Source organism: uncultured Kocuria sp., from assembly GCF_947500125.1.
GTDB lineage: Bacteria > Actinomycetota > Actinomycetes > Actinomycetales > Micrococcaceae > Kocuria.
In genome coordinates this window covers 50,579-64,660 of record NZ_CANMRA010000010.1, presented here as the reverse complement: position 1 = coordinate 64,660, position 14,082 = coordinate 50,579, and the positions used below count along the sequence as shown (strand labels likewise).

Annotated in this window: 15 protein-coding genes; all 15 read right to left on the bottom strand. The window is 73.8% G+C overall.

The window, feature by feature from the left end; all coding sequences use genetic code 11:
* Positions 1-5 precede the first annotated feature (5 nt).
* The 15 genes from Q0817_RS08710 to Q0817_RS08640 all read right to left on the bottom strand — a co-directional run bounded on the left by Q0817_RS08710 (position 6) and on the right by Q0817_RS08640 (position 13,973).
* Entirely contained in the window at positions 6-1,004 is a 999-nt protein-coding gene (locus Q0817_RS08710) for an aspartate carbamoyltransferase catalytic subunit (RefSeq protein ID WP_298585818.1), read from the bottom strand.
* On the bottom strand, positions 1,001-1,624 hold the full coding sequence (pyrR, locus tag Q0817_RS08705; RefSeq protein WP_298585815.1) for a bifunctional pyr operon transcriptional regulator/uracil phosphoribosyltransferase PyrR: 624 nt from the start codon (positions 1,622-1,624) through the stop codon (positions 1,001-1,003). The genes Q0817_RS08710 and pyrR overlap by 4 nt, the downstream gene beginning before the upstream one ends.
* A 126-nt stretch (positions 1,625-1,750) precedes the next feature.
* Entirely contained in the window at positions 1,751-2,542 is a 792-nt protein-coding gene (locus Q0817_RS08700) for an ABC transporter permease (RefSeq protein ID WP_298585811.1), read from the bottom strand.
* Positions 2,532-3,470, bottom strand: a complete 939-nt coding sequence (locus Q0817_RS08695; RefSeq protein WP_298585808.1) for an ABC transporter ATP-binding protein — start codon at positions 3,468-3,470, stop codon at positions 2,532-2,534. Before Q0817_RS08695 ends, Q0817_RS08700 begins: the two co-directional genes overlap by 11 nt.
* A gap of 71 nt (positions 3,471-3,541) precedes the next feature.
* Positions 3,542-3,952, bottom strand: coding sequence for a transcription antitermination factor NusB (gene nusB, locus Q0817_RS08690; RefSeq protein ID WP_298585805.1), 411 nt, complete (start codon positions 3,950-3,952; stop codon positions 3,542-3,544).
* Positions 3,949-4,512 (bottom strand): elongation factor P, encoded by a 564-nt coding sequence (gene efp / locus Q0817_RS08685; protein WP_298585802.1) that lies wholly within the window; start codon positions 4,510-4,512, stop codon positions 3,949-3,951. The genes nusB and efp overlap by 4 nt, the downstream gene beginning before the upstream one ends.
* Positions 4,513-4,588: 76 nt before the next feature.
* Positions 4,589-5,704, bottom strand: coding sequence for a 3-dehydroquinate synthase (gene aroB / locus Q0817_RS08680; protein WP_298585799.1), 1,116 nt, complete (start codon positions 5,702-5,704; stop codon positions 4,589-4,591).
* A complete protein-coding gene (locus Q0817_RS08675; protein WP_298585797.1) occupies positions 5,701-6,312 on the bottom strand; it encodes a shikimate kinase in 612 nt (203 codons plus the stop codon). The genes aroB and Q0817_RS08675 overlap by 4 nt, the downstream gene beginning before the upstream one ends.
* Positions 6,309-7,601 carry a chorismate synthase gene (gene aroC / locus Q0817_RS08670; protein WP_298585795.1) on the bottom strand — a complete coding sequence of 431 codons (1,293 nt, stop codon included), beginning with the start codon at positions 7,599-7,601 and terminating at the stop codon, positions 6,309-6,311. The genes Q0817_RS08675 and aroC overlap by 4 nt, the downstream gene beginning before the upstream one ends.
* A 62-nt stretch (positions 7,602-7,663) precedes the next feature.
* A complete protein-coding gene (locus Q0817_RS08665) occupies positions 7,664-8,578 on the bottom strand; it encodes a shikimate dehydrogenase (RefSeq protein WP_298585792.1) in 915 nt (304 codons plus the stop codon).
* On the bottom strand, positions 8,548-9,777 hold the full coding sequence (locus Q0817_RS08660; RefSeq protein ID WP_298585789.1) for an endolytic transglycosylase MltG: 1,230 nt from the start codon (positions 9,775-9,777) through the stop codon (positions 8,548-8,550). Before Q0817_RS08660 ends, Q0817_RS08665 begins: the two co-directional genes overlap by 31 nt.
* Positions 9,774-10,472: a Holliday junction resolvase RuvX gene (gene ruvX, locus Q0817_RS08655; RefSeq protein WP_298585786.1), complete on the bottom strand. Its 699-nt coding sequence runs from the start codon at positions 10,470-10,472 to the stop codon at positions 9,774-9,776. Before ruvX ends, Q0817_RS08660 begins: the two co-directional genes overlap by 4 nt.
* Positions 10,469-13,165 (bottom strand): alanine--tRNA ligase, encoded by a 2,697-nt coding sequence (gene alaS / locus Q0817_RS08650; protein ID WP_298585783.1) that lies wholly within the window; start codon positions 13,163-13,165, stop codon positions 10,469-10,471. The genes ruvX and alaS overlap by 4 nt, the downstream gene beginning before the upstream one ends.
* On the bottom strand, positions 13,165-13,548 hold the full coding sequence (locus Q0817_RS08645) for a hypothetical protein (RefSeq protein WP_298585781.1): 384 nt from the start codon (positions 13,546-13,548) through the stop codon (positions 13,165-13,167). Before Q0817_RS08645 ends, alaS begins: the two co-directional genes overlap by 1 nt.
* Positions 13,545-13,973 (bottom strand): DUF948 domain-containing protein, encoded by a 429-nt coding sequence (locus Q0817_RS08640; protein ID WP_298585778.1) that lies wholly within the window; start codon positions 13,971-13,973, stop codon positions 13,545-13,547. Before Q0817_RS08640 ends, Q0817_RS08645 begins: the two co-directional genes overlap by 4 nt.
* Between the last annotated feature and the right edge of the window lie 109 nt (positions 13,974-14,082).

Sequence of the window (14,082 nt, the reverse complement as noted above, 5' to 3'; positions counted from 1 at the left end):
AGAGGTCAGCGCTCCTGGGGGTGCGGGGTGGAGGTGGGGTCGAGGTCGTCGCCGGACAGCAGCAGGTAGAGCACCGACATCCGCACGGAGACGCCGTTGCGCACCTGGTCCAGGACCGTGGAGCGCGGGGAGTCCGCCGCGGCCGAGGAGATCTCCAGGCCGCGGTTCATGGGTCCCGGGTGCATGATCGCCGTGGTCGCCCCGGCGTCGTCGAGGGCCGCGACCCGCTCGGGGGTCAGCCCCCACTCCCGGGCGTACTCCTGGGCGGTCGGGAAGAACGCGGCGTGCATGCGCTCGCGCTGCACGCGCAGCATCATCACGGCGTCCGGGGCGGGATCCAGCGCCTCGTCGAGCGAGAAGACCACACGGCACGGCCAGTCCGCGATGCCGACCGGCAGCAGCGTGGGCGGGGCCACGAAGGTGACGCGGGCGCCCAGGGTGGTGAACAGCCACAGGTCCGAGCGCGCCACCCGGGAGTGCAGGACGTCACCGACGATCACCACGTGCATGCCCTCGAGGTCGAGCCCGCGGGTGCTCTCGCGGCCCTCGGTGCGGGCGCGGTGCTGGCGCAGCGTCATGGCGTCGAGCAGGGCCTGGGTGGGGTGCTCGTGGGTGCCGTCGCCGGCGTTGACCACGGGGGCGTCGATCCAGCCGGACTCGGCGAGCTGCTGCGGGGAGCCCGAGGCCGAGTGCCGGATCACCACGGCGTCGGCGCTCATCGCCGCGAGGGTCTGGGCGGTGTCCTTGAGCGACTCCCCCTTCGAGACCGAGGAGCCCTTGGCGGAGAAGTTGATGACGTCCGCGGAGAGCCGCTTGGCGGCCGTCTCGAAGGAGATCCGGGTGCGGGTCGAGTCCTCGAAGAAGAGGTTGACCACGGTGCGGCCCCGCAGGGCGGGGAGCTTCTTGACGGAGCGCTCGCCCACGGCGGCCATCTGGTCCGCCGTGTCGAGGACCGTCAGGGCGGCGTCGTAGGAGAGGTCCTTCGTGGACAGCAGGTGCCTCATGCGCCGGCCCCCGGCACGGTGGTCTCGATGACCACGCAGTCGGCGTTCTCGGCCGGGCGGGGCTCCGGGTCGGTCTCGGCCAGGCGGACCCGGACCTTCTCCTGGGAGGACGTGGGCAGGTTCTTGCCCACGTGGTCGGCGCGGATGGGCAGCTCCCGGTGGCCGCGGTCGACGAGGACGGCGAGGCGGACCACACGGGGGCGGCCGACGTCCACGAGGGCGTCGAGGGCGGCGCGCACGGTGCGCCCGGAGTACAGGACGTCGTCGACGAGGACCACGGTGCGCCCGTCGATGCCCTGCACCGGGATTCGGGTCGGCCGGGGGGCGCGGGCGGGGTTCTTGCGCAGGTCGTCGCGGAACATCGTGACGTCGAGCTGGCCGAGGCTCGCGGCGGCGTCGAAGCCGCTGTCGGTCGCGGCGATCTTGGCGGCGATCCGCTGGGCCAGCGGATAGCCGCGGCGCGGGATGCCGAGCAGGACGAGGTCCGAGCTGCCCTTGTTGGCCTCGAGGATCTCGTGGGCGATGCGCGTCAGCGCGCGGTCGATGTCGGCTGCCGAGAGGATGACGCGCGCGGCCGCGGGTCCCGTCGAGGGACCGGCCGCGGAGGTGTCGTCGATCATGGGTGCCGCCTCCTTCCCCGCCTCACAGGACGGACTTAAAGGTTGCTTGCTCGCCCCAAGTTAGCACAGCGTCCCGCCCGCCCCGGACCGGACGTGACCTGCGCCTCCTCCGGCGGCCCGGCCCCGTCAGGCGCTGTGGTCGGCCCGCTCCCACCAGAGCGCGGTGGCCGCGGCCGAGCCGAGGGCGACGAGCACGACGCCCGCGGGCCCGGTCCAGCCGGTGTCCGCGGAAGCCGGGCCGGCGGTCCCGGCAAGCAGGGCGGGCACGGCCCAGGGGAACCACGCGCCGTGCCCGACGGCCGCGAGCACCTGGGCCACGAGGACGGTGAGGAACAGCACCGCCACCGCGGGCAGGTAGCCCCGCCCCACGCTCGCGGCCAGCCCGTACGGCACGGCCAGGCCCGCCGTCAGCAGCCCGGTGCCGAGGACGCCGCCGGCACCGCGCAGGGCGGCGCCGCCCGACCAGCCGGGCAGGCCGAGGGCCGCGCCGAGGACGAGCGCGAGCAGCACGAGGAGCACGGTGAGCACGGAGCACCAGCCGAGCAGCAGCAGCAGCTTGGCCAGGACCACGGCGGTGCGGGAGGTGGGCAGGGCCAACAGGTCCGTCGCGGTCCGGTCGGAGAACTCCCGCCCGAAGAGCCAGATCGCCGCGGTCCCGAAGATGACGAGTCCGCCCACGGAGACGGTCTGGGCGGTGAGGGCGAAGTAGCCCGGCCAGTCCGCGGTGCCGCCGGTGAGCTGGGCCTTGGTCCCCAGCAGCCCCAGCGACCGGGCGCGGTCGACGTCCTGCAGCACGAACATGAAGAACGCCCCGACGGCCCCGGCGAGGAGGACGGCCCCGGCGGTGGCCCACGGCACCCGGGAGCGGCGCAGCTTCAGCGCCTCCGCGTGCACGGCGGCCGCGAGCTCACCGGTCATCGGAGCCCTCCCGCGGTCCCGGGGCCTGCGCGCCCACCAGGCGCAGGAAGTGGGCCTCGAGGTCCTCCCGGACCACCGCGAGGCCCGTGGGCGGCACGCCGCCGTGCACCAGGACGGCGGCCACGGCGTCCGGCCGGTCCGTGGCGCGGTCCTCCTCGAGCACGACCGCACGGGGCCCGCGGCGGGCCGTGTAGCCGGCGGCGGCCAGGACCCGCACCGCACGGGCGTCGTCGCGCGTGGTCAGCTCCAGGCGGCGGCGGACCCGGTCGGGCAGGTCCGCCGTGGCGAACTCGTCGAGCAGCCCGCCCCGGTGCAGGACCCCGATCCGGGTGGCGACGCGGGCGACCTCCCCGAGGATGTGGCTGGAGAGCAGCACGGCGGTGCCGTGCTCGCGGGCGAGGCGCTCGAGCAGCGTGCGCACCTCGACGACGCCGGCCGGGTCCAGGCCGTTGACCGGCTCGTCCAGGACCAGCAGGGACGGGCGGTGCAGCACGGCCCGGGCCAGGGCCAGCCGCTGCAGGTTGCCCTGGGACAGGACGCGGGCGCGGCGGTCGGCGTGCTCGCGCAGCCCGAGGAGCTCCACGACGTCCTCGACCGCGGTCGGCGACCGCAGCCGGCGCAGCCGGCGGGCGACCTCCAGGTTCTCGCGCACGGTCAGCTCCGGGTAGGCGGAGGCGGCCTCCACGAGGTAGCCGACCTCCGCCCAGACCGACCGGTCGCCGCGCCCGCGGCCGAGCACCGTGACGGAGCCGGCCGCGGGCCGGACCATGCCGAGGACCATCCGCATCACCGTGGTCTTCCCGGCGCCGTTGAGCCCCAGCAGCGCGTAGAGCTCCCCCGGGGCGACCTCGAGGCAGACGCGGTCGACGGCGCACACGGTCCCGTAGTGCTTCGAGACGCCCTGCAGGCGCAGCGCGGGAGCTGTCATCCGGACCTCCCCGGAACGGCCGGTCGTGGTCCCGGAATGGTAGCGCTCCGGGCGGGGTCCGTGCGGTCCGCTCAGCCCAGCAGGGTCGGCTTCATCTTCTGGAGCCGGCCCAGCAGGCCGTTGACGAAGCGCGGGGAGTCGTCCCCCGCGAGCTCCTTGGCGAGGGTCACGGCCTCGGCCACGGCGACCCCGTCCGGGACGTCGTCGTTGAACAGCAGCTCCCAGGCGCCCACGCGCAGCACGTTGCGGTCCACGGCCGGCATCCGCTCGAGGGTCCAGCCCTGGGAGTACGTCTCCAGGTACTCGTCGAGCTCACCGCGCCGCGTCGTCACACCGAGCACGAGCTCCTCGGCGTACGGGGAGACGAGCGAGTCGCTGTGCAGCCGGCGCCGCTCCATGACCTCGCGCGCGTCCTCGGAGCGCTGCTCGGCCTCGAAGAGGATCTCCACGGCGCGCCGGCGCGCCTTGCCCCGGGCGCTCACTCGTTGACGCGGCCCAGGTAGTCACCCGTGCGGGTGTCGACCTTGACCTTGGTGCCCTGCTCGAGGAACAGCGGCACCTGGATCTGGTAGCCGGTCTCCACGGTGGCGGGCTTGGTGCCGCCCGTGGAGCGGTCGCCCTGCAGGCCCGGCTCGGTGTAGGTGATCTCGAGGACCACGGACGCGGGCAGCTCGATGTAGAGCGGGGCGCCCTCGTACATCGCGATGGTCGCGTTGAGGTTCTCGAGCATGAAGTTGGCGGCGTCGCCCACCACCTCACCGGGGACGGTGATCTGGTCGTAGGTCTTGTTGTCCATGAAGACGTAGTCGGCGCCGTCCTGGTACAGGTACTGGTACTCGCTGCGGTCCACCGTGGCGGTCTCGATCTTGGCGCCGGCGTTGAAGGTCTTGTCGACCACCTTCCCGGACGTGATGTTGCGCATCTTGGTGCGCACGAACGCCCCGCCCTTGCCCGGCTTGACGTGCTGGAACTCGATGACGTTCCAGAGGTTGCCCTCCAGCTTCAGGACGGTGCCGTTCTTGATGTCGTTCGTGGTAGCCACAGGTTCTCTCTCTGTCTGTCTGCGAAGTCGGCAGGTCGGTGCGGAAGGCGGGTGTCGTCCCGGACCGCGGACCAGTCTAGCTGGGCGCGCCCTCGGCGATCTCCTGGTAGCTCGCGAACAGGATCGCGGGGTCGGGGACCTCGAGCACGCGGGGCCGGCCGACGGCGTCGAGGACGACGAAGCGCAGGAGGTTCCCGCGGGTCTTCTTGTCCCGCTTCATGACCTCCAGCAGCCGCGGCCACTGGTCCCACCGGTACGTGGTCGGCAGGCCCAGGGAGGCGAGGACGCTGCGGTGGCGCTCGACGACGTCGTCGGCCAGGTTCCCGGCGGTGCGGGCGAGCTCCGCGGCGAAGACCAGCCCCACGGAGACCGCGGCGCCGTGGCGCCACTGGTAGCGCTCGTTGTGCTCGATGGCGTGGCCCAGGGTGTGCCCGTAGTTGAGGACCTCCCGGCGGCCGGCCTCGCGCAGGTCGCCGGAGACGATCTCGGCCTTGACCCGGATGCTGCGCTCCACGAGCTCGCGCACCACCTCGGACTGCGAGTCGCGCACCGCCTCGGGGTGGGCCTCGATGAGCTCGAGGATCCGCTCGTCGGCGATGAAGCCGCACTTGACGACCTCGGCCATGCCGGTGAGCAGCTCGTTCTCGGGCAGCGTCCGCAGCGTGTCGAGGTCGCACAGCACGGCCGCGGGCGGGTGGAAAGCGCCCACGAGGTTCTTGCCCTCGGCGGTGTTGATCCCGGTCTTGCCGCCCACGGCGGCGTCCACCATCCCGAGCAGGGTCGTGGGCACGTGCACCACGCGCACGCCGCGCAGCCAGGTGGCGGCCACGAAGCCCGCGAGGTCGGAGACCGCTCCCCCGCCCACGGAGACGATGGCGTCCGAGCGGGTGAAGTCGTTCTGCCCGAGGACCTGCCAGCAGAAGGACGCCACCTGGACGTGCTTGCCCTCCTCGGCGTCCGGGATCTCGGCGGTGAACGCCTGGTAGCCCTGGCCGCGCAGCTCCTCCATGACCACGTCGCCGGTGCTGCGCAGCGCCCTCGGGTGGATGACCAGCACGCGCTGGACCCGGTCGCCGAGCACGCGGGGGACCTCCCCGAGCAGCCCGTGGCCCACGAGGACGTCGTAGTTCTCGGCCGGGCGGTCCCCGGTGACGGGGATGGTCGTGACGGTGCGGGGAGCGGACTCGCTCATGCCTGGACCTCCTGGGTGCTGTCGGTGGTGCCGCCGGCGGCCCGCAGGGCCCGCAGGCGGACGAGCTCCGCCTCGAGGTCGGCGCCGATCTCGGCGACGGGGCGGTTGCGGGTGCCGTCGAGGGTGATGTCGGCGAGCTCCTCGTAGCAGGCGCGCCGGGACTCGTAGAGCTCCTGCCAGCGCCGCTCCGGGTCCGGCTGGAGCAGGGGCCGGGTCCGGTTGCCGCTGATCCGGGGCAGCACGGTCTCGGCGTCCACCTCGAGGTAGGCGACGAGCTCGTGGCGCAGCAGCTCGCGGGTGGACGGGGTCATGGGGGCGCCCCCGCCCACGGAGAAGATCGCGTTGGCGTGGTCGGGGTCCCGGAGGATCTCGGCGACGGTGTCCGCCTCGAGGTCCCGGAAGTACTTCTCGCCGTGCTCCGCGAAGATCGCGGAGATCACGCCGTACCGGGAGACGATCACCTGGTCGGCGTCCACGAAGTCGTAGCCGTAGAACTTGGACATGTGGAGGGCCAGGAAGGACTTGCCGGCGGCCATGGGCCCGATGAGCACCACGGGCCGCTGCGGGGCCGCGGCGGCGTCGGCCGGGGCGGGGAACTGCGCGTTCACGCCTGGCCCTCCCCGGTCTCGGCGGGCGCCGTGAGCGGGTCGCCCATGTGGTCGTCGCGCGCCGCGGCGGCGTCCTCCTCGAACTCCCCGAGCTCGCCGGAGGAGTGCAGGGTCTCCGGGATGGCGGCGAGGTAGGCGTCCTTGTTGCGGGCGGTCTCGGCGATCGAGTCCCCGCCGAACTTCTCCGTGACGGCGTCCGCGAGCACGAGGGCCACCATCGCCTCGGCGACCACGCCCGCGGCGGGCACGGCGCAGACGTCCGAGCGCTGGTGGTGGGCGCGGGCGGCCTCGCCGGTGGCGACGTCGACGGTGCGCAGGGCCTTGGGCACGGTGGCGATGGGCTTCATGGCCGCGCGCACGCGCAGGACGTCCCCGATGGACATGCCGCCCTCGATCCCCCCGGCCCGGTTGCTCACCCGGCGCACGACGCCGTCGGCGCCGCGGGAGATCTCGTCGTGCGCCTCGGACCCCGGCCGGGCCGCGGTCAGGAAGCCGTCCCCGACCTCCACGCCCTTGATCGCCTGGATGCCCATCAGCGCCCCGGCGAGGCGGGAGTCCAGCCGGCGGTCCCAGTGCACGTAGGAGCCCAGCCCGGGCGGCAGCCCGTAGGCGAGGACCTCCACGACGCCCCCGAGGGTCTCCCCGTCCTTGTGCGCGGCGTCCACCGCCGCGACCATGGACTCCGCCGTGGCGGGGTCGAAGCAGCGCAGGGGGTCGGCGTCGAGGGCGGCGACGTCGGAGGGCAGCGGGCGCGCGGCGTCCACGGGTGCGCTCACGGCGCCCACGGCGGTCGTGTGGGAGACGAGCCGCACGCCCACGGCCTCGAGGATCTTCGCGGCGACGGCGCCGAGGGCCACCCGCGTGGCGGTCTCGCGGGCGCTGGCCCGCTCCAGCACGGGCCGGGCCTCGTCGAAGCCGTACTTCTGCATGCCGGTGAGGTCGGCGTGGCCGGGACGGGGACGGGTCAGGGGGGCGTTGCGGGCGCGGCCCTCGAGCACCTCCGTGTCCACGGGGTCCGCGGACATCACCTCGCGCCATTTGGGCCACTCGGTGTTGGCGATCTCGATCGCCACCGGACCGCCCTGGGTCACGCCGTGGCGCACGCCGCCGAGCAGGCGCACCTGGTCCTGCTCGAACTTCATCCGCGCGCCGCGCCCGTAGCCGAGCCGGCGGCGGGCCAGGGCGTCGCGGACGTCCTGGCTGGTCAGGTTCACCCCCGCCGGGACGCCCTCGATGATCCCGACGAGCGCCTCGCCGTGGGACTCGCCGGCCGTGAGCCAACGCAACATAACAACTCTTTCCGTTCGGGGTCTCGGCGGCAGGGCCCGGAGGGCGCGGCCGCCGACAGGTCTCAGGTGCGGGGCAGGGGCGGGGCTGCGAGGATGGGCCGCCCCACCGCCGTGCACATCGCGGCGATCACGTCCTGCTCGCGGGGCAGGGGTGCGCCCGGACTGCGGCCGGTGAACAGACGGATCTGGTCCACCGCCTGGAAGATCAGCATATCGAGTCCTGGGGCCACCGCTCCCCCGGCCCGGGCCCAGACCCCCGCGATCGCCGACGGCCAGGGGTCGTAGGCGGCGTCCAGGAGGACGCCCGTGGTCGCCGGGGAACCGGCCTCCAGCTGCGCCGCCAGCTCGTCCGCGCCGTGCGGCGGCAGGGTCGAGACGACCACGTCGTAGCCGGCCAGGAGGCCCGGTGCCTCGTCCCACGTCCGCAGCCGCACGGGGATCCCGAGCCGGCGCCCCGCCTCGACGGCGCGCCCGGCGCGGGCGGCGGAGCGCACGAAGACGTCCACGGAGGCGGCCCCGAGCAGCTGCGCGGCGGCGACCGCGGCCGTGGCCGTGCCGCCCCCGCCCAGGACGGCGGCCCGCGGCGCGTCCGGCACCGTGCCGGCCGCGAGCACCGCGCCCACGATGCCCGTGACGTCGGTGTTGTGGCCCAGGACCGTCCCGTCGGGGCGGAACAGCAGGGTGTTGACCGCGCCGACCGCCTCCCCCAGCGCCGTCAGCTCGTCGGCGCACTCCGCGGCGACCGACTTGAGGGGCATCGTCACCGACAGCCCGCGCCAGGCGGGGTCGCCGCGGCGGTCGTCGACGAACGCCGGGAGCTGCTCCTCGACCAGGTCGTGGGCGTCGTAGTCCACGGCCTCGCCCAGCACCCCGTACGCGGCGCGGTGCAGGTCCGGGGACCTCGAGTGGCCGATGGGATGGCCCACCACGGCGGCGCGGGCGGGACTCACCCGCACCGGCCCTCGTTCTCGCTGCACCACTGGTTGTACTCCTCCACGTACTCGAGGTGCTGCGCGTAGGTCTCGGAGAACTTCGTCTCGCCCGTGTCGAGGTTCACGGTGACCCAGAAGTAGTAGTCGTTCTCCTGCGGGTCGGCGGCCGCCGCGATGGCGGCGTCGCCCGGCGAGCCGATCGGGCCCACCGGCAGCCCCGGATTGGCGAAGGTGTTGTACCGGTTGGACTCGTCGCGGCGCTCCTCCTCCGTGAAGTCGTAGCTCCTGCGGTCGAGGCCGTAGGTCACGGACGCGTCGGACTGGATGAACCCGGAGGTCTCTCCGTCGGGGTTGTCGAGGCGGTTCTGGATCGCGCCGGCCACCACGTCGTAGTGCTCGGGCTGGACCTCGAACTCGATGATCGAGCCGATGGTGAGCACCTCGAAGATCCTGTCCTCGCCGCTGACGCCGTTGTCCTCGAGGGTCGCCCGGGTGCGGTCCACCATGTCGCGCAGGATCTGCTCCGCGGTGGCGTCCAGCGGGAACCGGTACTCGCCCGGGTGCAGCCAGCCCTCGAGGGTCGGGAAGCGGCCGGGGATCCCGAACGCCTCCGTGTCCTCCGCGTAGGCCTCGAACTCGGAGACCGGGATGCCGGTGGACTCGCTGAGGACCCCGAACACGTCGGACATGCGCAGGGTTCGGTTGACCGCCGCGTAGTGGGTGGCCTCGTCCTCCTCCATGAGCGCGTCCACGGCGGCCTCGGAGCTCATCTCCGTGCGCAGCTCGTACTCGCCCGGCTGGATGAACTGCTCGGCGTGGTCCTCCTGGTAGGTCTCGACGAACGTCTCGGCGTCGGCCACGATCCCCTGCTCCTGGAGAGCCACGGCGATCTGCCCGGTGGTGGCGCCCTCGGCCACGGAGAAGGTCACGGGATCCTTGCCGTCGCCGCGGTAGTCCCGGACCTCGAACCACCCGAAGGTCGAGCCGAGCACGGACACGGTGATCAGCGCGGCGAGCAGGAACAGGGCGATGGCCGTGGTCAGGGACACGCGGCCGCGGCGCTGCCGCCGCTTGACCTGCTCGGGGGTGAGCTCCTCGTGCTCGAAGACGCCGCGCAGGCCCGTGGCGGGCTCGCGCGACGACGGGGCGTCCAGCAGGCTGCCCAGACCGCCGGCGCCGCCGGACGACTCCCGGGGCGCCTCGGGTCGGCGGGACGCCGACTGGTCGTACGGATCGTCGCTCACGAATGCTCTCCGTCCGGATCGGTGGTCGTCAACGGTGCCGTCCGCGCCCGGTGGGGCGCTCCGGCGGTGTCCTCGGCGGTGTCCTCAGCCGTGTCCTCGGCCGTGTTCCCGGCCTCGGTGGAGGGCTGCCCGCCGCGCGCCGCGACGGGGCCGTGCCCGTCGAGGTCACCCCCATTATGCGCGACGGCGGGTTCCGCGGCGCCGGGGACCGGCGGGTCCACCGGCGCGCCGGGCTCCGCTCCGGTCGCCTTGGCCCGGTCCACGGCGCTCTGCAGGATGGTGGCGGCGGCCACCTGGTCGACCTTGTCCATGTGGTCACGGCGGGAGACCCCGGCCTCCAGGAGCGCCCGGTGGGCGTCCACCGTGCTGAGGCGCTCGTCGACCAGCCGCACCGGCACGTCGCGGCCCTTCACGCGCAGCCGCCGCACGAGGGCCTCCGCGTAGTCGCGGGCCATCGCGGTCGAGGCGTTCTCCCCGCCGTCGAGGCTGCGGGGCAGGCCGACGTAGACCGCCACGACGTCGTGCTCCTGGACCAGCCCGGCCAGCAGCTTCACGTCGAAGCCCTTCCGGGGGTCGCGCCGCAGCGTGGTGAGCGGCGTGGCGAGGATGCCGTCGGGGTCGCACAGGGCCACCCCGACGCGGACGAGGCCGACGTCGACCCCCATCCGCCGTCCCCGGGCGAAGGCGTCGCTCACGCGGCGGCGCCGCCCGTCGCCCGGGCGATGTCGGCCAGCACGGCCTCCAGGGCGGCCCCGCACTGCGCGGGGTCCTGCCCGCCGCCCTGGGCGATGTCGTCCTTGCCGCCGCCGCCGCCGCCGAGGACCTGGGCGGCGGTGCGCACGAGCCGGCCGGCCTGCACCCCGGCCTCCCGGGCGCCCTCGGTGGTCGCCACGAGGACCAGGGGCCGGCCCTTGGCGGTGCCCGTGACGGCGACCACGAACGGCTCGGCCGTCATCCGGCCGCGCAGGTCGAGCGCGAGCGAGCGGACGTCGTCGGCCCCGGAGACCTCGCCCATGTCGTGGGTCAGGACCTTGACCGGGCCGACGTCGCGCACCCCGTCGAGCAGGGAGCCGGCCTGCGACTGGAGCTTCTCGCGGCGCAGGACCGCGAGCTCCTTCTCGGCGGACTTCAGCTTCTCGAGGGTGCCCGCCAGGCGCTCGGGCAGCTCCGCGGAGGACTGCACCTTGAGCATGCCGGTGAGCTGGTTCACGAGGGTGCGCTCGGCGGCGAGGTGCCGGAACGAGTCCAGCCCCACGAGCGCCTCGACTCGGCGGTTGCCCGAGCCCACCGACTGCTCGGTGAGCAGGGTGAGCGAGCCGATCTGGGCGGTGCCGCCCACGTGGGTGCCGCCGCACAGCTCCCGGGACCACGGGCCGTTCAGCTCGACCACGCGCACCCGGTCCCCGTACTTCTCGCCGAACAGGGACATGGCGCCCATGGCCTTGGCCTCGGCGAGGTCCATCTCCTGGGTCACGACCTCGTGGTTGGCGTGGATCGCCGCGTTGGAGACCTCCTCGATCTCCTGGCGCTGGGCCTCGCCGAGGCCCTCGCCCCAGGCGAAGTCGAAGCGCAGGTAGCCCTCCTTGTTGAAGGAGCCGCGCTGGACGGCCTCGGGGCCGAGGATGTCGTGCAGGGCCGCGTGGACGATGTGCGTGCCGGTGTGGGCGGCCTCGGCGGCCCGGCGGCGTGCGACGTCCACCTGGGCGAGCACCGTGGCCCCGGAGAGGGCCTCGCCCTCGCGCACGACCGCCTGGTGCACGGACAGCCCCTTCACGGGCTGCTGCACGTCGGTGACCTCCAGCACGAAGCCCTCGCCGGTGATCGTGCCCCGGTCGGCGGCCTGGCCGCCGGCCTCGGCGTAGAACGGCGTCTCGTCCAGGACGACCTCGACGTGCGCCCCCGCCGAGGCCGCGGGGACGGTCACGCCGTCCTGCAGCAGGGCGCGCAGGACCGTCTCGTGGCCCAGCCGGGTGTAGCCGGTGAACACCGAGCCGCCCTCGTCGACGAGCCGGCGGAAGACCGAGAGGTCGGCGTGGGCCCCCTTCTTGGCGCGGGCGTCCTGCTGCGCACGGTGGCGCTGCTCCTCCATGAGACCGCGGAACGCCGTCTCGTCGACCGCGACCCCGGCCTCGCCGGCCATCTCGAGGGTCAGGTCGATGGGGAAGCCGTAGGTGTCGTGGAGGGCGAAGGCCTCCGCGCCGGAGACCGTCCGGCCCTGCCGCCTGGCGCCGGCCACCGCCTCGTTGAGACGGGTGGTCCCGGACTCGATGGTCTTCAGGAACGCCCGCTCCTCGGCGTAGGCGATCCGGGAGATGCGCTCGAAGTCCTCGGCCACGTAGGGGTAGACGCCGCGCATGGCGTCCCGGGACGCGGGCAGCAGCACGGGCAGGCAGGGCTCGGTGACGCCCATCAGGCGCATTGCGCGGATCGCGCGGCGCAGCAGGCGGCGCAGGATGTACCCGCGGCCCTCGTTGGACGGGCTGATCCCGTCCGCGATGAGCATCAGCGAGGAGCGGACGTGGTCGGCGACCACGCGCATCCGCACGTCGTCGTCGTAGCCCTCCTCCTCCGGCTTCTCCGAGCCGCGGTAGCGCTTCCCGGAGAGCTCGGCCGCCCGATCGAGGACGGGCCGGACCTGGTCGGTCTCGTAGAAGTTCTCGACGCCCTGCAGGAGCATGGCCAGGCGCTCCACGCCGAGGCCGGTGTCGATGTTCTTCTCGGGCAGGTCGCCCAGGATCTCGTAGTCCTTGCCCGTGCCCTCGCCGCGCTGGTACTGCATGAAGACGAGGTTCCAGATCTCGATGTACCGGTCGTCGTCGACGGCCGGCCCGCCCTCCCGGCCGTACCGGGGGCCGCGGTCGTAGAAGATCTCGGAGTCGGGGCCCGCGGGGCCGGGCTGGCCGGTGTCCCAGTAGTTCTCGTCCCGGCCCATCCGCTGGATCCGCTCGGCGGGCACGCCCACCGTGTCCTTCCACAGCGTGTAGGACTCCTCGTCGTCCTCGTAGACGGTGACCCACAGCCGGTCCGGGTCCAGCCCGAAGCGGCCCTCGTCCACGGGCCCGGTGAGCAGCTCCCAGGCCATGGGGATGGCCCGCTCCTTGAAGTAGTCGCCGAAGGAGAAGTTGCCGGCCATCTGGAAGAACGTGCCGTGCCGGGCCGTCTTGCCCACCTCGTCGATGTCGAGGGTGCGGATGCACTTCTGGATGGACGTGGCGCGCCGGTAGGGGGCGGTCTCCTGGCCGAGGAAGTACGGGATGAACGGGACCATGCCCGCGATCGTGAACATGGCACCGGGCTGGGAGGAGATCAGCGAGGCGGAGGGCACCACGGTGTGGCCCTGGCCTTCGAAGTAGTCCAGCCAGCGCTTGGTGATTTCCTGAGACAGCATTACCGGTGCTTTCCTTCGCGGTGGGTCGAGGGGGGTGTCGAGGGGTCGGTGGGGTCCGCAGCGGCCCCGGCCGCGCGGGGGCCGGCGGTGCCGTCGAGCACCGGCGGGGCGGCGTCGCGGGGAGCAAGGCGGGGAGCCGACGGCCGGGGCGCGGCCACGCCGAAGGACTCCCGCAGCTCGGCCTCGCGCTCGTCCATGCCCGCTCGCACGGTGGCGGCGAACCGGTAGAGCCGGGAGCGCCAGTCCCCGGCCCGGGGGGTGCGCGCGGGGCCGGAGCCCTCCCGCACGGAGAGGTCCTGGCCGGGTGACCGGGCGAGCCGCGTGGCGGCGGCGCCGAGCACGCCGCCGGCGGCCACGAGGGCGAGCCTGCCCCAGAAGCTCATGGCCGGTCCTCCCCCGGGGTGCCGGGGACCTGCTCGTCGGCGGCCCCGAAGCGGTCGGCCCGGTGGGAGCCCTCCGGCGCGGTGTCACCCGTGAACGCACGGCGCACGCCGTGGGAGAACGCGGCGACCTTGATCAGCGGCTGCCCCACGGTGGAGGCCACCAGGGAGGACAGCGCGGAGACGTTCGCGGAGGCGTCGGAGACGTTGGTCGTGATGCCGTCCACCTTCTCGAGCTGCGAGTTGGTGGTCGAGACGGTGCGGGTGACCTCGTCGATGAGGGGGACGGTCTCGTTGTTGAGCGAGCGGATCGTCAGCCGCAGCTCGTCGAAGACCTTGCCGAGCTTGAGGATCGGCACCGCGAGCAGGAGCACCAGCACGGCGAACACCCCCGCGGCGAGCAGTCCTGCGATTTCTCCACCGGTCATGGGGCGGCGCGCTCCTTGCTGGTCGGGTCGAGGGGACCGGGGCGGCGGGGCCGCCCGGGCGTGCGGGGACGGGCACCGGCGCGGTGCCCGGGGGTCAACTGTACCGAAC